19 protein-coding genes are annotated in these 24,486 nt (G+C 38.6%); 16 read left to right on the top strand and 3 right to left on the bottom strand.

Features of this window, described 5'->3' with window-relative positions:
• Positions 1 to 41: 41 nt before the first annotated feature.
• Positions 42 to 1,913 (bottom strand): squalene--hopene cyclase, encoded by a 1,872-nt coding sequence (gene shc, locus KHB02_RS11695; RefSeq protein ID WP_213140654.1) that lies wholly within the window; start codon positions 1,911 to 1,913, stop codon positions 42 to 44.
• Positions 1,914 to 2,092: 179 nt separating this feature from the next.
• A complete protein-coding gene (locus KHB02_RS11690) occupies positions 2,093 to 2,668 on the bottom strand; it encodes an NAD(P)H-dependent oxidoreductase (protein WP_213118725.1) in 576 nt (191 codons plus the stop codon).
• A 133-nt stretch (positions 2,669 to 2,801) separates the two neighbouring features.
• Between KHB02_RS11690 and KHB02_RS11685 the strand changes: the two genes are divergently transcribed.
• The 10 genes from KHB02_RS11685 to KHB02_RS11640 all read left to right on the top strand — a co-directional run bounded on the left by KHB02_RS11685 (position 2,802) and on the right by KHB02_RS11640 (position 13,088).
• Entirely contained in the window at positions 2,802 to 2,990 is a 189-nt protein-coding gene (locus KHB02_RS11685; RefSeq protein ID WP_213140653.1) for a hypothetical protein, read from the top strand.
• A gap of 97 nt (positions 2,991 to 3,087) precedes the next feature.
• The gene (locus KHB02_RS11680; RefSeq protein ID WP_241113827.1) at positions 3,088 to 3,771 is read left to right on the top strand and encodes a hypothetical protein; all 684 of its coding nucleotides are present in this window, start codon (positions 3,088 to 3,090) and stop codon (positions 3,769 to 3,771) included.
• 729 nt (positions 3,772 to 4,500) lie between these two features.
• Positions 4,501 to 5,757: a CaiB/BaiF CoA transferase family protein gene (locus KHB02_RS11675; RefSeq protein WP_213140651.1), complete on the top strand. Its 1,257-nt coding sequence runs from the start codon at positions 4,501 to 4,503 to the stop codon at positions 5,755 to 5,757.
• A gap of 15 nt (positions 5,758 to 5,772) precedes the next feature.
• Positions 5,773 to 6,705, top strand: coding sequence for a hydroxymethylglutaryl-CoA lyase (locus KHB02_RS11670; protein ID WP_213140650.1), 933 nt, complete (start codon positions 5,773 to 5,775; stop codon positions 6,703 to 6,705).
• 43 nt (positions 6,706 to 6,748) lie between these two features.
• Positions 6,749 to 7,909 carry an acyl-CoA dehydrogenase family protein gene (locus KHB02_RS11665; protein WP_241113826.1) on the top strand — a complete coding sequence of 387 codons (1,161 nt, stop codon included), beginning with the start codon at positions 6,749 to 6,751 and terminating at the stop codon, positions 7,907 to 7,909.
• Positions 7,910 to 7,936: 27 nt separating this feature from the next.
• On the top strand, positions 7,937 to 8,722 hold the full coding sequence (locus tag KHB02_RS11660; RefSeq protein ID WP_213140648.1) for an enoyl-CoA hydratase/isomerase family protein: 786 nt from the start codon (positions 7,937 to 7,939) through the stop codon (positions 8,720 to 8,722).
• 12 nt (positions 8,723 to 8,734) lie between these two features.
• The gene (locus KHB02_RS11655) at positions 8,735 to 10,153 is read left to right on the top strand and encodes an MmgE/PrpD family protein (protein WP_213140647.1); all 1,419 of its coding nucleotides are present in this window, start codon (positions 8,735 to 8,737) and stop codon (positions 10,151 to 10,153) included.
• A gap of 11 nt (positions 10,154 to 10,164) precedes the next feature.
• The gene (locus KHB02_RS11650; protein WP_213140646.1) at positions 10,165 to 11,205 is read left to right on the top strand and encodes a TRAP transporter substrate-binding protein; all 1,041 of its coding nucleotides are present in this window, start codon (positions 10,165 to 10,167) and stop codon (positions 11,203 to 11,205) included.
• 94 nt (positions 11,206 to 11,299) lie between these two features.
• Positions 11,300 to 11,806 carry a TRAP transporter small permease gene (locus KHB02_RS11645; RefSeq protein WP_213140645.1) on the top strand — a complete coding sequence of 169 codons (507 nt, stop codon included), beginning with the start codon at positions 11,300 to 11,302 and terminating at the stop codon, positions 11,804 to 11,806.
• A gap of 1 nt (position 11,807) precedes the next feature.
• On the top strand, positions 11,808 to 13,088 hold the full coding sequence (locus KHB02_RS11640; protein ID WP_213140644.1) for a TRAP transporter large permease: 1,281 nt from the start codon (positions 11,808 to 11,810) through the stop codon (positions 13,086 to 13,088).
• A 93-nt stretch (positions 13,089 to 13,181) separates the two neighbouring features.
• Here the strand turns inward: KHB02_RS11640 and KHB02_RS11635 are convergent, their stop codons facing one another.
• Positions 13,182 to 14,084: a LysR family transcriptional regulator gene (locus KHB02_RS11635; RefSeq protein ID WP_213140643.1), complete on the bottom strand. Its 903-nt coding sequence runs from the start codon at positions 14,082 to 14,084 to the stop codon at positions 13,182 to 13,184.
• A gap of 308 nt (positions 14,085 to 14,392) precedes the next feature.
• Here KHB02_RS11635 and KHB02_RS11630 point away from each other — a divergent pair, with 308 nt between their 5' ends.
• From KHB02_RS11630 to KHB02_RS11605, 6 genes are all read left to right on the top strand, one after another.
• The gene (locus KHB02_RS11630; RefSeq protein ID WP_213140642.1) at positions 14,393 to 15,838 is read left to right on the top strand and encodes a DEAD/DEAH box helicase; all 1,446 of its coding nucleotides are present in this window, start codon (positions 14,393 to 14,395) and stop codon (positions 15,836 to 15,838) included.
• A gap of 225 nt (positions 15,839 to 16,063) precedes the next feature.
• Complete coding sequence (locus KHB02_RS29910) at positions 16,064 to 17,137, top strand: Wadjet anti-phage system protein JetD domain-containing protein (RefSeq protein WP_213140641.1); 1,074 nt, start codon at positions 16,064 to 16,066, stop codon at positions 17,135 to 17,137.
• Complete coding sequence (locus KHB02_RS11620) at positions 17,128 to 18,642, top strand: hypothetical protein (RefSeq protein WP_241113825.1); 1,515 nt, start codon at positions 17,128 to 17,130, stop codon at positions 18,640 to 18,642. Before KHB02_RS29910 ends, KHB02_RS11620 begins: the two co-directional genes overlap by 10 nt.
• The gene (locus KHB02_RS11615; RefSeq protein WP_213140639.1) at positions 18,639 to 19,385 is read left to right on the top strand and encodes a DUF6063 family protein; all 747 of its coding nucleotides are present in this window, start codon (positions 18,639 to 18,641) and stop codon (positions 19,383 to 19,385) included. The genes KHB02_RS11620 and KHB02_RS11615 overlap by 4 nt, the downstream gene beginning before the upstream one ends.
• On the top strand, positions 19,363 to 23,832 hold the full coding sequence (locus tag KHB02_RS11610; RefSeq protein WP_213140638.1) for a coiled-coil domain-containing protein: 4,470 nt from the start codon (positions 19,363 to 19,365) through the stop codon (positions 23,830 to 23,832). Before KHB02_RS11615 ends, KHB02_RS11610 begins: the two co-directional genes overlap by 23 nt.
• A gap of 133 nt (positions 23,833 to 23,965) precedes the next feature.
• Entirely contained in the window at positions 23,966 to 24,418 is a 453-nt protein-coding gene (locus tag KHB02_RS11605; protein WP_213140637.1) for a S1 domain-containing RNA-binding protein, read from the top strand.
• Positions 24,419 to 24,486: the final 68 nt, after the last annotated feature.

The following is a 24,486-nucleotide window of genomic DNA, read 5'->3' as shown; positions in this document are numbered from 1 at the left end:
TCACTCTTTTTGGCATCCCTAACAGCCAACTCGCCTTGTTTTTAACTCCCTTCAGCTAAATTTTTATAATGCGCGAGTGCCAGTAATGGAAAAACGTATTCATAACAATGATAATTGAGATAAAAGGATCCCGCCATTCCCCTTCCTTTTGGATAGGTCTTTGTCCAATCTTTTTCTTTTCCGTCCGCTAAAAAAGCTGCACCGTGTTCAATTTCAGGTGTAACATCAGTCGCGGCCGAGATAAGTGTGTCAAGGGCCCATGCTGTATGAGTACGGGTACTTTCGCGGAGCGGCACATAACAGTTATCGATATCACTCTTACAGGATTCTCCCCAACCCCCGTCTTGATTTTGAATGGATTTTAACCAGTTAACTGCCTTCTGAATGGATGGATGATTAGGTGAAACCCCAACCGCAACTAACCCCGTTACAGCCGCCCATGTTCCATAAATATAGACGCCCCAGCGACCTACCCAAGAACCATCCGAATTTTGTTTCTTTAACAGCCAACGAATCCCACGTTTTGCCATGGGATGGTGAAAATCCAAATGGGTGTAGTTACCGAAGAATTCCAATGCCCTTCCTGTTAAATCAACTGTAGAAGGATCAATCAACAAATCTTTTCCGCCATCAATCGGTAACAGGTTCAATATTTTCTTGTTCACGTTCTTTTCGAATGCTGCCCAGCCACCGTCATTGTTTTGTATGGAAATGAGCCAGTTGATTCCGCGATCCCATGCCTGCCGACAATCTGCCTGTTCGATAGCCAAAGTTCGAATCGCTCTGAGTGCTACCGTTGTGTCGTCAATATCCGGATGGATTGTATTCAAGTCCGCAAAGCCCCAGCCTCCAGGCAGCAAGTTCGGTTCATGAATGACCCAATCCCCGTATTTGATATGTTGGCGGGAGAGGATATATTGGTTTGCCTTCTGGACGGTATCGGCTGAATAGGGAACACCCGATTCTTGCAGAGCATAACTAATTAACGTTGTGTTCCATACCGTAGCCGTCGTATATTGGCAATGAAGTTCTCCCTCAATACGGCAGGTCATCGCTTTTAAACCTTGCACGGCACGAGTAATTACCGGATGTGAATTCGAATACCCCCTCGCCAGTAAGGCATAAATCATGAGAGAAGTAGTGCTGAAATAATTTAAATAGGTGCCGTCCGGTTCGATTCGGTCCAGCATATATTTTTCGGCACGATATAATGCCAATTCGCGAAGATTTACATGGGATTTCAGACCCTTAATCCCCTGTTTAATCCATTTGATCACCGAGCGGGCGTCTTCTGCTTGATCCTCTGTAAAAAAACGAATAGCTTTTTTTTGAAACAAATCGGAGAGATTGGGCGATCGAGGCGTTCTCTTACGAAAATTCGTATTGGCGAGAATCAAAAAAGGGATAATGTTCGCTCTTCCATACACGGAGAGGTCAAAGAGATTGATGGGAAAGGAGTCTGGTAAAAGCATCACTTCAATATTAATAGGGAAGTGCGGCCACTCACATTGTCCTGTTATAGCCAACATGATTTTCAAAAACATATGGACTTCCGTAGCCCCTCCGTTGGCCAAAATAAACCTTCTTGCAGCTTGGAGGTCCTGGTCTTTTCGATCGCGGTAACCAGAATAAAGAAGGGCAAAATAAGCTTCCACTGTGGCTGTCAGATTTCCTTTTTCTTGGTCATGAAATAGCTTCCATGACCCATCTTCCTGCTGTTTTCCTGCGATACGTTCAACCAATTCTTTTATGAACTCCTCATCATTTATCTCCAATGTCCGTAATAGGATAATCATACTGCAGTCAGTTGCGATTCCGGTCTCGAAGGGATATTGCCAGGACCCATCAGCTGATTGGTCCTTAATGAGCTGATCGGTGATTCGGTTGATTTCCGCATTTACCCGATCCATCATGATACCCACCTTCTTTCAAAAACTCACTATGTATTCATATTCATCTAGAAATATGAATATGCATTTATTTAATGAGTAAAAAAATCAAAACGATTAGTAAAATTTTAATAGAAAAGGAGCGCAAATTTTATTTCGCGCTCCTTTTTAACTTTCTTTTTTTTACGTGCAATCCCATATGTTCAAATCACTTTTGCGTGCTGGTAGATTTTTTGAAGCCATTTCTGGCGAGTTTTATAGGTAGAATGTTTAACAGAAGTTAATCGAGTTCTTTTGATATTTTTTATGCCGCAGAACTTTAAAATGTAATCTCTTACAACAATCCATTCGACATTTTTTCTAAACAATCGAATAAATAAAGAGGGGGCATCGATGGTGTAAATAACCCATGCCGATTTATTCTTCAATAACCCTTTCGGAAATGCTCCTTTGTGTTGATACGCAAATCCGGAAACAAACACGCGATCAAAAAAGCCTTTTAAAATCGCTGGTACACCATACCACCAAATCGGGTAAATGAAAATTAACTGGTCAGCCTGCTCAATTTTTTTTCGATACTTTTCAGTATATGGATCATGGATTAAATCCCTTGGTTTATGCTGATTATCGATGACTAAAACAGGATCAAATTTCTCAGCGTATAAATCAATTAATTCAAATTTCCGTTTGGCTTCCTTTAATCCTTTCATGACGTTCTCTAATATCGCATGATTAAGGCTATCCTTATTTGAGTGGGCATAAATAATTAAGGTAGTCATATGGTACCTCCATTAATGGATAATGAATTTTCCTTAGGCCAACACTGGCGGTTTTAGACATATCATATTCTAAGTAAATCGCTAAGTTTACATCCTTTATGGGATTCTATGTTCACCTTCTGGGATTCGAGATATGCGCTCGGCCATTGAGGTGGGAGTGTTACTAAGTGAAGACGAATTAAAAGAGCTGTCCAATAAATTCGGAGAACGGGCAAAAACTCCTCCAGATAGATTTATTAAATATGAAGGTCTTAAGCAATTACTGGACACGATCCTGAAAAATAAAGAAAAAAAAGGATGGAAATTTAAAAATGAGAAATAAGTTTCCGATAAAGGCTGTGTATTTCCATTCTGATCTTGTTAACGATGATTTGGATGAAATAGCGCAAGAAATGGACGAATAAAAGTTGGTGTAACGATTGAGTAAAAAGAAACAAAAACGTAAAGCAAGGAAGAAGGAACCGAGTACGTTCGGTACAGCACTAAAGCTATTAGGCTGTTTTTTCGTCGTATTGTGTTTAGGATGGTATATGATGGTGGGTCATTTAGATGGGGAAACTTTTCATGGAGTCGTGGAGCTCCCCTTAAAGGAAAGCTATGCGAACCCAGTATATGGTATGGCATTGATACATTGGGTCATAGGAATTCCTAGCGTCATTGTCGCTTTAATATTAATAGTAAAAGGGAACAAAAGGGAATTCATGATATCCAGTTTCTATAGTGTTCCTATTTTTTTAATGAGTTTAGGATTTACGATTCAGTATATGGTTTTGTTAGTTAAAGTTGGTGCTGAATCCTTATGGTGGTTTTATGTTGCTGCAGCAGTCCTCGGATTCCTAATAGCTAATCTCTTAATCTATTTGGATAAAAGTAAATTACATCCTATTCTTTTTGGACTGGGTGCTGTGTTAATAGTCCTCAGCTGGATCCTTTTAGTGTTGGCGAACTCTGCCGATGGAAATTATATTGTTACATATAGGAATAAACTAAGAGGAAGTTTCTCGATTAAGATCATGGTAGGAACATTTCAAACTTTGGGAATTATGGTTTTCATCCTTATGTATGGTTTTCTATTGAATCTTCGATTTGGTGGGGAGGAGTAAGAGTCTCTCTTCCCACACCCTACTATTACGTTTTAAGTGATTCCCCGTAAGAGATCTTATCATCTACCATCAATACTTTCATTTATTTTACTAAAGGAAAAACTGTTAGGGTAAGACTTTTAATTTTGTTATTATAAAAAGGTGAACGATGCCATACTTGGTGCCATATTTCTTGAAATTACGGAACACAAGAAAATACAAAAACGGTAAAAAACTTGATATAACAGCATTTCCGGCAACTGCAAGGTACTAGAAAAACATGTTCAGCAAACTTCAAAAAAGCTTGAGTCTTGCGTGCTAGGTCTGGTAGGTTTGATTCCCACGCATTCCCGCCATTAAGTCAATTGTATCAAGGGTATTAGCAGATTTACATTGATTATAGTTTTTACATATTCCTTCACAGTTTCACACTTATCTGCTGCAAGTCTGTAGAGAGGTTGATACCGAGACTGTAGAGGACTTTTTCTTCAACCTCCGAATAATTTTTTATCGGAGGTTATTTTTATGCAAACGAATGTTAACTCAAAACTAGGTAAGATAAGAGAAAGTAGTAAAAATAAAACTAGTGATGATCATCCACTTTCACATTTTTAAATATAAGCTATAGAAAATCTTAATAATGATAATAGAAAATATATCTTAGACTTATATATTTCAGAATGTTATAAATAGTGTAACAATTACACGCGTTTGAAATTAAGTTAATACAGAATAATAGGGAAGAAAGTAGTGAAATTACAAACTGTATTAGATTTAAAGATATGTAAATTAAACGAAAGGAGATGCAAAACATTGTCAAACATTCTTAAAAATATTACGGTGATCGATTGGACGCAAAATGTTGCAGGACCTTATTGTACCCAGTTATTGGGAGACCTTGGAGCAACGATCATAAAAATTGAACGTCCAGGTACCGGAGATGATACTAGACAATGGAATTCCCCTTCATGGGAGGATGAAGCGACCGCTTTTCTTGCATTCAACAGAAATAAAAAAAGTATTTGTATAGATGCAGATGATTCAAAAGGTCAGGAAGTCATAAAAAAATTAGTGGAACATGCAGATGTATTCATTCACAGTTTAAAGCCAGGCAGCGCCGAGAAGCGTGGATTAGGATATGAACAACTAGCAAAAATTAACCCTTCAATAATTTATTCCGCAATCAGTGCATTTGGTGAATCAGGTCCATTACGGGAATATCCAGGTTATGATCCTCTTATTCAAGCTTATACGGGAATTATGAGTGTTACTGGGAACCCCGGTGATGATCCTGCTCGAGTTGGGGTTTCTCTTATTGACATGGCAACTGGTATGTGGGCACTTACCGGCATTCTTTCTGCGATTATCAATCGTTCTAATACGGGTAAAGGTTGTGTAGTTGGAGCGAGTTTGCTAGAAACAGGATTAGGATGGATGAACTTACCTTTGACGAACTATATGGCTACGAGAAAGGTTCCTGAGAAGTTAGGTACTGGTACGGCCATGGTAGCTCCATATGAGGCTTTTCGAACTAAGGATAGCTGGGTTATTATAGCCGCTGGTAACAATCGACTCTTTTCATCTTTATGCCATGCCCTTGGTATACCTGAGCTATTAAATGATCCGAGATTTGAAAGTAATAAAAATAGAGTTGCATATCGTAAAGAATTGCATCAGACCATAGAAGAGCGCTGCCTTGGGTTTAATACTACAACTATAATCAAAATTCTCCAACAAGCAAATGTCCCTTGTAGTCCTATTAACTCGACTAACGATGTATATGAAGACGAACAAATTAATTCATTAGAAATAATAAAGAAAATAGATGGATTCAGAATTTCAAATTTTAAAATAATTGATCTACCTATCCGCATTAATAATCAAAGAAGTACTTTCCGTTTGCCGCCACCTTTGCTTGGTGAACATACCGTAGAGATTTTAAAGGAAGCTGGATACAATTCAGAAGAAATTGAATTACTTAAAACTGAAAAAGTTGTTGGAGGGTAGGGAGGAGAATAAAAAGTGGGATTACCTAAAAGTGTCATTATTTATGAAGTTGGCCCCCGAGAGGGATTCCAGATAGAAGATGGCCCTATTTCCACTAGTGATAAAGTGAATTTGATCAACGGTCTAACCGAAACCGGACTCACTAGCATCGAAGTAACTTCCTTTGTTAGCCCAAAATGGGTACCCCAAATGGCAGATGCAGAAGAAGTATTATCCCAAATAAAAAGGAAAGAAGGGGTATCGTATAGGACTGTATATCTTAATATAAAGGGATTACATAGGGCATATCAGAACAATGTGACATTGGATGGAGTGTTAATGCTTACGGCAAGTAATACGTTCTCAAAAAGGAATACGAATAAAGACATTAAAGAAACCTTATCAACTATTCCTTCCTGGATTCAAGCATATAAGGAATATAAAATTCCGGTAGAACAGATTGCAGTTATGGCAGCATTTGGCTGTAATTTTGAAGGGGATATAGAACAACAGAAAATATTGGATATTCTAAGGCAAACGATCCAAATGGCAGAGGAAAATGGGGAAACAATCCAAAAATTTAAGTTGGCTGATACCATGGGGTGGGCGAACCCGCAACAAATAAAAAATATGATCTATACGATTAGAAATGAATGGCCGCAAATTAAGATTCTTTTGCACCTTCATGATACACGTGGTCTTGGAATGGCCAATGCTTATGCGGCAATGGAGGAAGGAGTGAATGAATTTGAAACCGCACTTGGCGGGTTAGGCGGCTGTCCATTTGCGGCAGTCAAAGGTGCCGCAGGAAATATTGCCACAGAAGATTTTGTCTTTATGTGTATGGAACTAGGAATCGGCACAGGGATCAATCTTGATTTATTAATTGAAAACGTTTCCGCGGCAGAAATGATCGTTGGTCATTCACTGCCAGGGCATCTTTTAAGAGGAGGACTTTTACGAAGATAGATTCATTATTTAATATTTTATATTAAGAATGGGAGGATTTAAGGTGAACTTTGAATTTAATGACTTACAGAATGAGATTCGTTCAGGTGTGAGGTCTTTATGTTCACGATTTGATTTGAACTATTGGAGCAATTGTGATAAAGAGGGTGCGTATCCAGAGGAATTTGTAAGATCAATGAGCGAAGCAGGATGGTTAGGAATACTTATTCCAGAGGAATATGGCGGGGCTGGTTTGGGTATGACAGAGGCAGCGATTGTATTAGAGGAGATTAATCGTTCAGGCGGCCTCGGAGCGGCTTGTCATGCGCAAATGTATACTATGGGCTCTGTTCTCAGGCATGGAAGTAAGGAACAAAAGGAAAAGTATTTACCGTTAATTGCAAACGGAACCCTGCGTTTACAGGCCTTCGGTATCACAGAACCCGATGCTGGTTCGGATACAACTAAGATTAAAACGTTTGCGAGAAAAACAGATAATGGATATGTCATTAATGGGCAAAAAATCTTTATTTCTCGTTATCAGCATTCGGACATGATTTTATTGCTTGCACGGACAACACCATTAGAACAAGTAAAAAGGAAAATTGACGGGATGAGTCTTTTTTTAATTGACTTAAGAAAAGTAGGAAGTGCAATTGAGGCTAAACCGATCAAGACCATGATAAATCATGAGACAAATATACTTTTTATAAATGATTTGGAAGTACCCGAGAACTGTTTAGTAGGCGAGGAGGGAAAAGGGTTCTACTACTTACTAGATGGAATTAATGCAGAGAGAATTTTAGTTGCTAGTGAATGCATAGGGGATGGAAAGTGGTTCATAGAACAGGCAGTAAGATATGCAAATGAACGAGTCGTTTTTGATCGTCCTATTGGGAAAAATCAGGGTATCCAGTTCCCTATTGCGAAAGCTTACATGGCTGTCCAAGCAGCTGAAACGATGAATTTTAAAGCAGCATCAAAGTTTGATAACGGACTTCCTTGCGGAGAGGAAGCGAATATGGCTAAATATTTGGCATCAGAGGCATCCTGGGAAGCTGGAGACGTAACGATGACTACATTTGGTGGATACGGTGTAACGGAAGAATATCATATTGAACGGAAATGGAGAGAAACTCGTTTATTCCGTACGGCCCCAATCTCCAATAACCTAGTATTGAGTTATATCGCTGAGCATAGTTTGAAATTACCAAGATCTTATTAATATTGGTGGAAAAGGAGAAAAAATAGAATGAGTGACCTTCTAATAGAATATAAGGGAGCAGCAAATGAAATTTTGATCGTTACACTTAATAGACCTGAGGTTATGAATGCATTAAATACACAGCTTTTTAAGGAGTTACTGCAACTTTTTAGAGAACAATCACTTAATGAGGATCTAAGATGTATTGTTTTAACCGGAGCAGGGGAAAAGGCTTTCTGTTCAGGTGGGGATTTAAAAGAAAGAAATGGCATGTCAGATGAAGATTGGAAGAAGCAGCATCATTTAATAGAAGAATTGTTCCTATGCGTTAGAGATTTTCCAATCCCAGTGATAACGGCAGTGGAGGGTTATGCATTTGCGGGTGGATGTGAAATAGCGCTTATGAGTGATTTTATTATCGCTTCTGAAACGGCTAAATTCGCTCTGACTGAAACAACCAGAGGTATTATGCCAGGCGGAGGGGGATTGCAAAACTTGCCAAGAAGCATAGGAATTCGAAGAGCTAAGGAAATGATTTTTACAGGCCGGCAAATTGACGCTTATCTTGCCTATGAATGGGGTTTAGTCAATCGTGTTGTTTCAAAAGGGGAAGCTATGAAAACGGCGCTAGAACTGGCTGATAAAATTGCTGAAAGTGCCCCATTATCTATAAAAATGGCAAAAATGGCCATGAATAGAGGAACTGAAGTAGATTTCCATACCGGTTATGCTCTTGATATTGCTGCTTATAATGTGTTGGTTCCAACCGAGGATAGGTTAGAAGGGATAGCAGCATTTAATGAAAAAAGAAAACCAAAATGGAAAAACAGATAGGAGTGTTGATTAATGAGATCCTCCTTAATGGATAGATTAGTAGAATATATAACAACTTGTCATTATCAACAATTGCCGGAAAAATTGATACTACAAGCAAAATATGCCATTTTGGACACGGTTGGTGTTGCCGTGGCGGGATGGAATGAACCCGTTGTTCAGATTGTAAAGCGTGGATACATGTCAGAGAATCCATCTAAAAAAGCATCGCTTCTTGGAGAACCAAGTTTTACGGAATTGGAATATGCGGCGCTTATTAATGGGACAGCGAGTCACGCCTTAGACTATGATGATGTATCTCCAAGTATCCTTGCTCATCCAAGTGCAGCAATTCTATCAGCAGTCATTCCGCTTGCAGAGCATCTACAGTGTTCTAGTAAAGATGTCATAACTGCTTATGCTATCGGAACTGAAGTAATGATAAAGTTAGGACTTGTCATGGGGCACAGGCATTATGACTTAGGATGGCATGCTACAGATACGCTTGGGACCATTGGAGCCGCGGCTGCTTGTGCCTACCTCATGAATTTAAATCGTGATCAGATTGCCTATGCAATTGGAATCGCCTGCTCGATGTCCGGAGGGTTGCAGAAAAACTTTGGTACGATGACTAAACCGTTCCATGTAGGACTAGCTAGTTCACATGGTCTTCAAGCAGCATGGCTAGCTAAACAAGGGTTAACCGCAAATCAGGATGTTTTTGAAAGTAGAGGCTTTTTCTTTTCGTTTAGCGGTGGAATGGAAAAGGTGAATTTAAAAGATGGTATTCAGTTTGGAAAACCGTATAGCATACTAGAAACAGGTCTTTCTATTAAGAAGTTCCCATGCTGTTACCTCACACATCGAATGATTCAAGGGGCGTTGGATCTAAAGGATGAGTTTCAACTTGAATTAAGTGATGTAATGGGAATAAAAATTGTAACGCCGCCAGCCGGGCTGGTCGCATTAATACATCATCTCCCGAAAACAGGCTTGCAAGGAAAGTTTAGTGCTGAATATACCGTTTTAGCTGCAATCAGAGATGGTCATGTAGGATTATCTACGTTTGAAGATGATCATGTACAAACGCCTGAAATTCAACAACTTTTACCACAGGTTAAAGCCATCGAGGAGGAAGGTGAGATACTTCTAGGGCATGATTTAGAAAAAAATCCAATCCAGATTCTTGTCACAACGAAGAATGGAATATTGAAAAAAGACATTTTGCTTACACCAGGGTCTAAGGAAAGCCCGTTAAGTCAAGAGGATCTTCGTTTGAAATGGCAGGACTGTATCGCTCATTGGATAAAGAAATCAGGTATAGATAATTCCGCTTATCTGGGTGAAAGGGCTAGCAACCTATTTAATAAAGGTTTATTAATAGAGGATTATGATAAATTTGGTAGCTGGTTGAGAGAGTTGCGTGAATTTCATTTAATTAATAAAAAATAGGGAGGCTCAATATGATTAAATTTTGGAATAAAAGTATACTAATTGGTACGATTTTGCTTCTCATCCTTGCAGGATGCGGTAAATCCTCGGAAACCTCTTCAAAACAAAATGGGGACGCACAAAAAGAGATGGATGTACGAATTTCTTATAATTTGCCAGCCGAACATTCTACAGGGATTTATTTTGAAGAGCTAGCAAAGGAAATTAAGAAAAATACAGCAAATACCTCTATTAAATTGAATCCTCAAACCTTTCCAAACGGTCAGTTATATAATGACCAGCAATTACCAGATGCGGTAAGTAACGGAGCGGTTGAAATTGGACAATTAAACGTTGGTTTTCTTGCAGGGGAAGATGCAGAGCCTCTGCGTATTGTTGACTTACCTTTCCTATTTGATTCATGGGAAGCAGAGTGGGCAGCTGAGGATGGGGAATATGGAAAACTATTTGGTAAGCAGTTAGAAAAGTATAACATGAAAATGATTGGCTTTGCACAATACGGAACGGTGGAATTATATGCGAATAAGACAATAAAGTTACCTGAAAATCTAAAGGGATTAAAAATGAGGGCATTTGGCAAAGGGAACGCCCTTATGTTAGAAGAAATAGGGGCATCGCCCGTTAGTATGAGTTCCCAAGAAGTTTATCAGGCCATGCAGCAAGGGACCATAGATGGATACTCAACTGGACCATCATCTGTTGTAGACCGGGGACTTACCGAGGTAACAAAATATGGGACTGATATGCAAATACATTACCTTCCCTTCCAGTCGGTTGTAAATATGGATTGGTGGAATAAGCTTCCAGAGGATGTACAAAATGCAGTGCTAAAAGCTTCCGAGACAGCGCAGAAAGCTTCTCGCGAAAAGGCTAAAAGTGATGCTGAAGAGTATCTACAAAAACTTTCAGCTAAGGGATTGGAGCTTTATAAACCATCTGCGGAAGATCGGAAGAAATGGGTAGATTCAGTAAAGGGCCGTTATGATTATTATTTAAAAAAATCAGGAGATATGGGGAAACAGCTATATGATGCAGCTCAAAAGGCAAATTAACACGAATCAGTAAATTGCTACATTCATTGAATAATAGGTACGGGAGGATGGATCCTCCCGTACCAAAACTTTAAACAAGGAGGGTGAAAAGCAAATGCATATATTCTTAAAAATGATCTATAAGGTTCAACATACTTGCGTCTATATTTCAGCATCTTTAATGGCAATTTTAGCTATTTCTATTTTTTATGATGTAGTAGCAAGGTATATTTTTAATTCTCCTACAATCTGGGCAAATGAAGTTTCAACCTATATTTTACAATTTATTGTGTTTTTCACAATGGGTTGTATTCAAATGGAAGGAAAGCAGTTGCGTGTAACGTTTTTAATTGAAAGATTGAAGGGGACTCCACGAAAAATTTTGGAAGCCTTTTCAGCATTTCTAATACTTCCTTACTCCATTGTACTTGTAGTGTACGGATATCAATATACCAAAAATGCTTTTAGATTAGGTATGGGGTCACCTACCCTCCTTGAAATCCCTTTATGGATACCCTATTCATTTATCTGTATTGGTGGGGTTCTTCTTGTAATTGCAGCGGTATGTTCAGTAATCCAAGCCTGGATGCCAGAACAGCTTAAAACGGAAAGGGGTGTATAAAATGATATCTTTAACATCGATACTTATATTGCTAGCTGTTCTACTGATTTGTTTAATCTTAGGTGTACCTATTGGGTTTTCACTAGGACTGTCCGGTTTGTTAACGATTCTCTTCACGGTAGGCGATCAATTTATAATTCAAGTGCCTATGACTCTATACAAGTCATTATCTGAATTTGTTTTTGTAGCCATCCCACTATACATTCTGATGGGGGAGATTTTATATCAGGGTAAAAGTGGAGAACGTATATTTTGGGTAGCTAATTCATGGTTGCACCGAGTTCGTGGTGGAACCGGTGTTGCTACTGTTGCAGCTTATACCTTTTTTGCTGCCATTGTTGGATCGAGTATGACTTCCGTACTGACAATTGGAAAAATTGCTATTCCTGAAATGAAAAAACAAAAATATTCCAAGGGACTTACCTATGGTCTTTCGGCTATCGGTGGTTCTTTAGGTATCCTTATCCCGCCTAGTATTCCGCTTATTCTTTATGCATCATTGACTAATACATCACCGGGAAAGCTATTTATGGCGGGTATTATTCCTGGATTAATTTTAGCTTTCATTCTTTCCGTTTGGACGGCAATGAAAGCACCTCGGGGTCTCAATATTGATTCATCTCATTCGACAAGTGATCGACTGCGTAACACGCTTAAAGCTCTTCCTGATATGTTGCTGCCCGTGGTTGTTCTTGGTGGAATTTATAAAGGAATTTACACACCTACAGAAGCAGCTGCAGTTGGTGTGATTTATGCCTTAGTTTTAACAGTCTTTATTCATAAAAATTTAAGTATTAAGGACTTAGGGAATGTTCTAGTGGAATCTGTAAAAACTACGGCTATGCTTCTGAGCATCGTTGTTGGCGCACTCGTCTTTGGTGCCGCTCTAACTTTAGTGGGTCTTCCAAAGTATTTATCAGATGTACTAATTGGACTATCAGTAAGTCCAGTACTGGTCCTGCTCATTATGAATATCATCTGGATCATTATGGGTATGTTTTTAGAGGTGGTTTCTATATTATTAATTACGACACCTATCTTTTTTCCGATTGCAATGGCTATGGGATTTGATCCTGTTTGGTTCGGAATTATTATGGTATTAAATATGGAACTTGCTGTAATTACTCCACCCGTGGGGATGAACCTATTCGCTATCAAATCTATCATGCCCGAAGAACCTTTAGAATTAATCATGAAAAGTGTCTTACCATTCGCGTTATTTGCTGTACTAGTACTTGTTATTGTTTGGATTTTCCCTTCAGTAGCAATTGGTATTCTATAATGGTATAAAATATAATGTTCATACACTTTAATGTGGATAATTTCGAAGGGTCTTTCAAGAATATTATCCACATTTTTTTAATTTAGTCTTCTTTTAACCGGTGTATTTCGATTTGGTAACTCTTTTCATAATGTCGATAAAGGAACGCGCTGCTTTAGAAAGATACCTTCCATTCTTGTAGACAAACACGACTTTTCTCTTATGGTTGTTAGCCAAACGAACTGGCAAATAAACTAACGGTTGGGGAGCCGGCGTGTTTTTTATTACCATACCCGGGACGAAGGTAATTCCCATCCCTGTTGATACTAGAGAAAGACAAGTCAATATATTAATACTTTCGAATATAATCCTTGGTTCAAAACCAGCCTTTCTACATAGATTCTCCGTTTCTATTCTAAATGAAGACTCTTTTTTTAATAGGATAAAGAACTCATCTTGAAAATCATTCAAATTCACCTTTTTAGATTTGGCTAGAGGATGTGAAGGAGGAATGGCGAGATAAACATCGTCTTCTAGTATGGTTTCTATTTCAAGTTCTTTATGTGTTATGGGCATAGATTGTAAGCTAATTTCAACCAGCCCCCGTAACACCAGTAATTCTAGGTTGGGAGCATTATCTTCAAGTAGGACAAGTTCTATTCCAGGATATTTATTTTTAAATGCTGAAATGGCTTCAGGTAATAAGTATGCACCTGTTGTTGCCAAACTCCCAATACACAACTGACCTTTCTGCATATCGGTTACATCATCGATTTGTTTTTTTAACTGATTGAATTGATCATTTATTTTTAAGGCGTGTTCGACAAAAACTTTTCCTGTATAGGTCAGTTGGACTTCACCATGACCTCTATTGAATAATTGAGTACCAAGCTCATTTTCTAATTTCATAATTTGATAACTTAAGGAAGGCTGCGCCATATGAAGTTTTTCCGCCGCTTTTGAAAAATTTTTCTCATTTGCTAGCATAATCACATAGCGAAGGATTTTGGGTTCCAAGACTCTCACCCCACACCTATAGAATTTAGATATATATTAATCAAAATTTTATCTTAGACTCTATGGAAATACAATGAAATGAAATTAAATATTTATACAAATCAAAATATTTAATTTTTGTGGAATTTACTAAAGCCATTTTTGGGTTTTACTGCCCATTTTGAATCCCCCAGCTGCAACAGTGTTTTTCATTGTTCGTTTTTGCCCGCATTTCAAGTATAATGACTAATATTCAGATTATGCATATGATTTTTGTTCGAGAGAATCCTATAGATAAGCCGAATAATACATAAAAACGAGGTTAATACATGAGTGAAACTAGTTTTGAGGTTTATAATTTAAGCGATGAAATAAGAAGATCTTTAGAGGTATTAAAATATGAAGCTCCGACAGAGGTTCAGCGTAAGGTCATTCCGTTAGCATTGGCAAATCAAGATCTTGTTGTAAAATCTCAAACAGGCAGCGGTAAGACTGCGTCCTTTGGAATTCCTATTTGCGAACTGATTGAATGGGAAGAAAAAATGCCACAGGTCTTAATCCTTACACCAACCAGAGAACTGGCTGTTCAAGTTCGCGATGACATTACGAATATTGGAAGGTTTAAACGGATCAAAGCTATGGCTGTTTACGGAAAAGAACCTTTTACGAAACAAAAAGAAGAATTGAAACAAAAAAACCATGTAGTTGTTGGTACTCCAGGTCGTGTTATAGATCATATTGAAAGAGAAACTCTGATTCTTGATAAAATAAAGTATCTAATTATTGATGAAGCTGATGAAATGCTAAATATGGGTTTTATCGATGAAGTAGAATCAATTATCAATGAACTCCCTTTAAACAGAGTAACAATGGTATTTTCGGCAACATTACCTAAGGATGTTGAAAACCTCTGCCATAAGTATATGAAAAATCCTATTAATGTCGAGATTGAGGCTACCGGTGTCACGGCGGATACAATAGAACATCGTTTAATTGAAGTGACGGAAGATAAAAAAATTCCACTCTTGAAAGATGTTACCGTCGTTGAAAATCCAGACAGCTGCCTTATTTTTTGCCGAACAAAAGAACACGTTGATACTGTCTATACCGAATTGGAAGAATCCAATTATTCTTGTGAAAGACTCCATGGCGGATTAGAACAACAAGATCGGTTTGCTGTAATGGATGGTTTCAAAATGGGGAATTTCCGTTATTTAGTTGCCACCGACGTAGCAGCACGAGGGATTGATATTGATAATGTGACACTTGTTATCAACTTTGATGTTCCAATGGAAAAAGAGAGTTATGTCCATCGTACTGGCCGAACCGGCCGCGCGGGAAATGAAGGAAAAGCGATTACGTTTGTGACACCTTATGAAGGAAAATTGGTTAAAGCTATTGAACGGTATATTGGCTTTGAAATTCCAATAATGGATGCACCTAAGCCAAACGAAGTTGCTGATATGAAAGCTTCTTTCGAGGAAAAAATCAGCGGCCGACGAGTCGTCAGAAATAATAAAACCGCCAGAATTAACCAAGATATCATGAAACTATATTTTAGCGGTGGAAAAAAGAAGAAGCTTCGTGCGGTGGATTTTGTTGGAACGATTGCGAAAATTCCTGGAGTAACTGCCGATGATATTGGGATTATTACGATCCAGGATCAAATGTCCTATGTTGATATTCTGAATGGAAAAGGCTCTCTCGTTTTACAAGCCATGGAGAATACAACCATAAAAGGGAAGAAGCTAAAAGTTAGTAAAGCCCTAAAATAATTTCACACTGAATTCTAGTGCCTGACCCCCGACATTTAAAGCATTACAGCGCCGGGGGTCAGGCACTATTTTTCGGTGAATTTTTCACTGATTCGTTTTTTGTTTATTTCAATCTATTATTTTAGAAAAATTTCATTTACGAACAATCACGCAACTAGTTTATAATAAAAGGATGTCTAAAATATTAATAGGAGTCTTTTCATGACCCTAAGAAGATATAAGTAGGTGAGTACAATCGACATCATTGAAACAAGGGTAAGAGGGTTTATTAGCGATATTCAACACCCTAAGCAAAAAAAGAAAATTAATAGTAACGATTTAGAATTTCAGTTGCGTAAGTTAGTGGATGATTATTTTGAAATGGACGGATATTCGTTGTTTTATCGCGCGATCGAAACACTGCAGGCTGAGGGACAGCTAATCCCTATTCAAAATAATCAATACAATGGTAAAACACCAGCTCTTTCCTTATATTACTGGGTAAATATAAAAGTTCAGGCCGACAAATGGGATCGTCTTGAGATGATGAAATTAAGTGATCGGTTTGATTTTTCCTATTATGAGCGGCATCCCGAATGGCAGACGAAAGAAGAGTGGCAGCGAATCCAGAATGTATATACGTTTCTAAAGTCCAGCCAGGAACGGGAAATCGTATCATTCGAAGAAAGAAGCCTGGAGCTCTTTGGCCATGAAAAATTCTTATTGGATAGTGATGAATTTCCTGATGGAAAAGGATTTTTAACGAGAATAGGAATATCAGAGGACCAACTTAAAATGGTGAAGTATGGGGAGCCTTTTGTATTTTGGATGAAACAAGGGAAAGAAATAAAAGATATTCATAGAGTACTCATCATCGAAAATCTATCGTTCTTTCATACTTCTATTAAATTATTGGAAGCGAATCAACTCGATTATGAGCCAGAACTCATTATTTACGGGGAAGGCACGAAAATTGAACAGAGCTTTTCCTTTTTCTTTCGAATGTTTCCGCCCAAATCCTATCTATTCTACTACGCAGGTGATCTTGATGCGGCGGGGTACGGTATCCTCATCCGGCTGATCGAAAAATACCCGGATAACAGCATTCAGCCTGCCTTAAAAATTTATCGGAAAATGCTAGAATGTCGAGATCAAAAAAATGACCAGAAAATGGGGCAAACGCAAAACCTCAAATACCGTGATTTATTTTTTCAATGGTTTACAGATGAGGAGCAAGCATTATTACATCAATTATGGCAGGAAAAAAAGCGAATCCCGCAAGAGGTATTAACGATTGAAACATGGAGGAGATGGACTTGAACGAATCATGGGAAGGTTTTGCCCAGCGGATGCAACGATTAAATCCTCTGTTTGAGCTTGGCAGGGGAATGGAAGTAGGGGAGCTGAAGCCTTATGTCCAAACGATTCTCATGCAAGTGCTCCTGACCATCTTTTACCGGGAATTAAATGATGATGATCATAGACGCAAATCAGATATCAAGTATATGGTAGAGGACACCATTAAGCAAATGAAGCTGCTGGCAGATGATAAACAAATTGAACGGATTACAAGCGGGTTATTATATCAGGGAAAAGAAGAGTATAGCCAACCATTTGAAGCCTTATATTACGATGAAATAAAACAATCATGGGAAACTCAGGTTTTCCGTTATGTCACGATGGATGAAATCTATACGAATTTAGAGTTGGGCGGATCGATCGTTTATAAACTTACGGATGTCTCTCAGGAAATGATTTTTATGAGCAGGGAGATGGCCGAAGAATTCTCCATTACAATCGAACAACTCTATAGTATGCAGCTAATTAAGAACGGTAATTTTAGAAAAGCTACCCGAAACCTCGATCACCTTATTTCACGCGTAAATCGCTTAATGGCAAAGGAATTCACTTTCCAAAAGGAAATGATAAATAATCCCAAAATCTTGCTGATGGAAGAAGAATGGCAAAGGGCCGACAATCGGGTTGAAATTGAAAAGCAATTTGAGGAAGAAAAAAATCACTTCCGGACCATTACTAGGATGATAGAGAAATCGAAACGAAGAAATGAAGAGGACCATCCTATCCAAAAGGAATTGTTCCTGCTCCAAGAAAAAATTGGCCATACAAGGCAGCTGCATGACCGCTTTGCCAAGCTAGTCATCCAAAATATCTCCTATGAGATGAAATTAAAAGCGGAAAATCCCTCCTTGTTTTGGGAAACCAGTCTGGTTTCATTTCGCGAACAGTTTTATGAAAATTGGTTAATGATAGAAGGGGTCAACAGTTTCGAGGCGATCGAACGAGTCCTTTCTCCCTTATTTTCACCGAAGAATGAATTTATTCTGCCGCTTGATTGGATCTGGGGCGAACAAGAATTTGATGAAAATCAACTAACGGATCCTGTAATCGAAGAAGAATCAGAAGAAAGCATTACTCGAGTGCGAGTGACGAACTGGGATTCAGTTGTTAAGGCATGGAGTTATGTTTTTCAGCATTTACAAACATACGGGGAGTTTTCATTAGCTGATTTATCGACGCTTCCATTAGAAGTACAGGATTTATGGTTTGAAGAATCTGAATCAATTGATTTATGGATGATGTTTGATAAAAAGCCGCTGAAGGTTCAGGTGCTGCATCGGAAAGAAGAAACATTAAGTGACGAGCGGGAAATTCTTCTTTATAAACTAATGCAGGAATATCCACAATTTCAAGTGTTTGAAGGCTTGAAAATCTTCACCATGTTTGACCATCGGGCGGAGTCTTTTCTTTGGTATCAAACGAAAATTACCCCGTTTAAGATCTGTGTACTGGAGGAAAAAAGATGAATGCAGAATCTATAAAAAAAGCATCAGCTGTCTATTTTACTCTATTAAAAGAAAAAGTAATTGACGAAAATAGCGAACATTTCGAGACGTATTTTGATCCGGAAGTGAGACAGACGGTTCTTTTATTAGCAGACGAATCAGGTACATATATTATTGAATCGCCGAAACGGATCCATTTGGTTGTCCAGCCCACTGGCTCGATCTTTGCGACGAATTTTACGCATCTGAAAGATAAACATAAGCAAATCGAATCGAAAAAGCACTTTCATCTTGTTAGTATTGTCATCATGGCATTTTTAGCGGCCATTGACAGCAACCAAGCTGCTAAAATCCGTACGAAGCGGGAAGGAATTAGCTATTACGCATTAGAGCGTCTTGTCAACGATCTGATCATGAAATGGGATAGCATTCTTAAAGCGAACTCTGCCTTCGGAGAAGAGGAAAGAATTGATATGAAGGATGTTGTGACAACCTGGAAATACATGGAGGTTGAAACGGATGATTATGGGGCTAAAAAAGGCAATAGACGAACTAGAATCGGTTTAATAGCAAGCAGCATGCGCTTATTAGAGACGGAGGGACTGATCGTCATTCTGGACCGGGATGATATTCCAAAGGCAATCCCGAAACAGGAGCTGTTTGAGCGAATTGAATACCTCTATCACGATTATGATCGTTATGAATTATTCAAAAAATTAATGACTGCGGAGGTGGGGGAGCATGCCGAAAATCCATCGAATTAGAATTGTAGGCCTGAAGTATGATGGCATGCAAAAGCAATATAAAGATACCACCTTTCACTTTCATAATGGCGAGACATCCACAAATGGCCTTATTGCAATGATGAATGGGGGCGGGAAAGGAGTATTTCTGCAAACCATCTTCCAAATACTTAAACCTGGAACCTCATGGGGAAAACAAAACAATCGTTATTATCAGCAGTTCTTTTTTAATAATAAAGAGCAATTTATTCCTTATACCTTTCATGTTCTCATTCAATGGGAATTGGACGGTTCAGACCGCAGGCATCTGGTAACGGGAGGAATGTTCTCAGCCGAACAGCGGATTTCGATGAATGAAGAAAATGGCAATGATCGCAAAACCTTGGAACAGGAAGCCAAGATCATCCCTAATATTACGTTTTACACAAGAGAATTTGAACGGAAAGAAGAGGTATCGCTAGAGCATATTCCATTATTTGAAAATGATGAAGTTGCTGATACTGAAAGCCTGAAGGACTATTTAAAATGGAATGGCTACGATGTTTACCGAGATACCAAGAAACACTATCGCATTCTTGATACATACGGAATTAACCGTAAAGATTGGGATATTATGAAGGACATTAACAAGGATGAAGGCGGCGTTGGCAAATACTTTGAGGGGGCCGAGGATGATCATTCCCTATTCCAAAAACGAATCATTCCTACGGTTAGTCAAGTGTTGCACCGGACAGAAGAGCAAAAGAACGATCTTGTTGAGATTTTCAAGAGTCAGGCGAGTATCGCAAAGGATTTGCCTATTCTTCTAAAAAGAGAGCAGGCACATAAGGAATTTTTAGAAGACATTGTCCCTTTTGAAGAGAACTTGGCTAAAGGTGCCGAACATAAAGACATTGTGCAAGCAAGTATAAAGGAAGGAAGACAACTATTAGGTGCTTTGGAACATTTAAAGCAATCCGAAGAGGAAATGCTGCTTGTTTTAAAGGAAGACATTGAAAAATTAACGATAAGGCAAGCTGATTTACGCTATCAAAAAGACAATCTAGAATTTGCAAAAGCTCACCGAGAGGTACTGGATTGGGAGAAGAAATTAGGAGAAGAAAAGAATAAGCATACTTCCTTACAAGCAATTGTTCAGGAGAAACAAGAACGAAAAGAACAGCTAGCCTTTCAGGTATTATTAAAGGAGTGGAGTGAAAACGAGCAAAGTATTCGCGCTCTTTCACAGCAGATTGCTACATTAGAACAAAATAGCGGCCTAGAGCAAGTAAATCAACGAATGGATGAAATCAAAAAAGAAGCAGGTAAGCAATGGGATCAGTCTTATCTTTCCATTAAAGAAGCTGTTAAGCAGTATCTGGGCTATCAAAAGTTCTTGAAGAAAAAAGGAAACGACCTGTCGCAGCAGGAGAAACTAAAGACTGGTGAGATTGCTCGGCTTAGTACGGAAATTGATCTCCTATATACACAAATGCATACATTTGAGTCTAAGGAAGAAAACCTCATTAAAGAATTTGGTGACCGGATAACCTATGATTTAAAGGGCTTTATCGAGTTTCTTTCTAAACAAATTGACAACAAAAAGGTTTCGATAGAAGAGCTGCAAGCAAAAGATAAAGAATCTAGTGAAGCGCAAAACGAATTAGCCACTATACATGGTACGCTTGTCCAATCGATTCAGTTTTCGGAAGAAAAATGTGAAAAACTAAAGCAAGCAAATGAGGAGCAAACACAAAAAGAAGCAAAACTGTTGGATCGTCTTCGTGGATTGTTAGATGATGTCGCGGCACCACTAACTCATGCGCTTCTTTCGAAATATGTCATCCAAATTGAAGACATACTAGGCAATAATAGGGAACAAGCTGAACAAATTAAAAAAGATTTATGGGAAATTCAACTGGATCATTCCTTAAATGATGAGCACTTCTGGATTCCGAATAAAGATGTGAAAGAATTAAAAGAATGGATTGATGAAAAAACTGGCATCGATGTGTTTTATGGAACGCAATTTCTCCAATCTTTAAGTAAAGAAGAGCTTGCAAATCACCTTGAATCCTATCCGCTCCTTCCGTATGGGTTAGTTGTTAGCGGACAGCAATGGCAAAAAATTAATCAGCAGGTTCTTTCCGGAAGAATGTTCAAAAGTCCTGTTCCGATCTTTTTGCGTGAGGAAATGAACAGTGAAAATCACCAGCCAACCTTTGTGATAATTAACGGAACTGAGAAAGAGCTATTAACGGATAAAAATCAATTTACCAACTGGAAAATTAGTATTGCTAAGCAAATAGAAGAAAAGAAAGAAACACTTATTGAAATTGAAAAGACAGAAACTTCCTTGCGTCGTATTCTAAAAGAAATGGATCGATTTTTATCACACGAGCTCGCGGTGGATATCGAAAGAGAGCTTAATCAGGAACAGTATACTCTTCATTCTATGAAGACGAAATTACAGGAAATCACAACACAGCAGCAAAAAGAAAAAGAATTGCAGCTCCAGCTAAAAGAACAGATTGAGACGGCAAAAGTAAAAATTGAAACGCTGACAAAAGATGTAGAAACATTAACGGAATATGAGCGTGAAAAGCTAATTCATCAAGAAAATAAACGTTTGAAGTTAGAGAAAGAGAAACAAAAGGAAGCCGCGAGTTTAGCGCAGCAGGAAATAGGAAAAGAGCACCAACATATCATTGACCTGCAAACCAAGTGGCATCAAACGTATTTAGAATGGAAGGTTACAACCGAGCAAACGATTAAAGAGATTGGCGTCTTTATTGAAACAGCGGTATTTCCTCCTGATGAAAAAGTAGAGCAGTGTGAAGACATCCCACGGTTGTCAGCTCATTTATTAGAGGAGCTAAATGGCAGTATTGAAGAGTTAAAACAGCTCCAAAAATCAAAAGAAGAACAAGCAAGAGAATTGCTGGTTATTCAAGCAAAAAAAGAAACAGAACAAAAGCAGCAAAATAAATTAGAGAAAAAACTAGATACCTATAATAAGGAGTGGAAAGACGCTCCGGAACCAGATGAACCTATAAGCATATTAGAAAATATGCTGCAAACAGCCCAAAAGGAAGCGAAGACGGCGGAAAAAGAAGAACGGGAACAAGGAACGGCTGTAACCGTCGCAGAAACTTCCTTAAAGCATGCAATTGTTCAGCGTGATAAGTCAGGAAAGAAAGTGGCCAAACATGAAAAGCCGCCTGAAGAATGGGAAGAGCTTGACTTAGAAGTAAAGGGTGTAGAAATACAAGACCAAACGAAACAAACGCTAGAGGAAGTAAAGCAGGCTGAAAAGCGCCAAAAAGAAATAGACTCCAACATTGCGGGTTTCGAAGGGGATTTGTTAACATTATCCGTGGTCCTTAAGGAGGAAGCGGCAGCCTTTACTGATATGGATGTAGAAAAAATCAGGAGTCAAGGGAAAGCATGTATCATATCCTGGTGTGAAAAACATCAAGCGATTCAGGAAGAAGGCAAAGAGAAGCATGCGAAAATCGAACAATCCTTACGTAATGTAAAGCAGACGATTGAAGGAAAGGATTGGGAGATTCGTTTTAAAAATGAAGTATTAACAACATTAGACCATATGGATACAAGGCATTATTCGCATATTCAAAGCATCGTTAAAAATATGAAGCGCTTCTCACAAGGTGGTTTGGAACAATTAGAACGGGACAAAGAACGGGCAGAAAAGGCTCAAAACTTCTGGGCCAGCCGGGCAAGCATGAAGGTGATGAGTATTTCAGAGGCGATCCGTTCGATGATTGCAAAGATGAAGCTGAAAAATGAACGAGGATCCTTCCCGCTTGTGCAGCTAAAAGAAGATATTTTACCTAAAAAGCCCGAAGATATCGAGCCGCTGCTGAAGCAGCATTTTGTCGCTGCCATCAACAAAATTACCAAACAATTTGATACGATTGATCACAATAATCTTGCTGTAGACCAAGAAATAAAACAACTTATTAGTGATGAGCAGATTTTGTTTGTATCACTACGAAATAGATACCCGGAGCTTCTCGTCTATAACATGCGGACGGATAATGCCTTTATGTACGGAAAACCGCAAAGAGAACATTATTCAACCTGGCAGACCATTAATCAAGGTTCAAAGACGAAATCAGATGGCAGTGGAGGACAAAAGCTGTCTGCCCGAATGGTTATGATGATGATGTTATTGTCAGTTAAAAATGAGTCAGATCAAAGCTGGGTTCCGTTAGTCTGTGATAATCCGTTCGGACAAGCCGCATCAGCACATGTCCTCGACCCGATTTTCTCAGTCGCCGAAAAACTGAAGTTCCAATTCATCGTCGTCACTCCGCCCGAACTGGTGAAGACGGAAATCAGCCGAAGATTCGATGCCTATTATAAATTGGACTTCATTCGTGAAAAAGGAAAAGAAATTGTTTCCGACACAATTGTTCCAGCATATCGAATTTATCAGGGAACTGAAGCAGCTCAGGTAAGATGAAATATTGAAAAATACTTTGAAACCATTTATAATTAGTAGAATATTAACCAAGCAATCAATATCAATTGTTTCAGTTTGTTTAATTTGTTATAATTAAGTGTTTTTAACATTCTTGAGGGGGAAAACCATTAATATGTCAGTAGAAATTGGCAGCAAAGTACAAGGTAAAGTAACAGGCATTACTAATTTCGGAGCTTTTGTGGAATTACCGGATGGATCAACAGGTCTTGTGCATATCAGTGAAGTAGCGGATAGCTATGTTAAAGATGTAAATGACCATCTTAAAATAGGCGACCAAGTTGAAGTAAAAGTAATTAGTATGAAAGACGGGAAAACTTCCTTGTCCATTAAAAAGGCGGTTGATAAACCCGAAGGACAAAGCTCTTCTTATTCTCAACGCCCATCACGTCCGGGTGGTAGAGGGGATAACCGTTCCAAAGACTTTCGTTCAAAAGGTAATTTCAAGCCAAAGGAAAGTTTTGAAGATAAAATGGCTAAATTTTTAAAGACTAGTGAAGAAAATTTGTCTACCCTAAAACGCAACAGTACTGCAAAACAGGGCGGTAGAGGTGGAAGACGCGGATAAATTGCTGCGATTTTTATCTTTCATCATATAGGTAAAGAGGCTGATCCAAAAGGTTGTTGAAAGACGAC

The sequence above is a fragment of the Neobacillus citreus genome, from assembly GCF_018343545.2.
GTDB lineage: Bacteria > Bacillota > Bacilli > Bacillales > Cytobacillaceae > Neobacillus > Neobacillus citreus.
The sequence above is the reverse complement of the archived record's forward strand: the minus strand, read 5'-3'. Positions and strand labels throughout refer to the sequence as shown.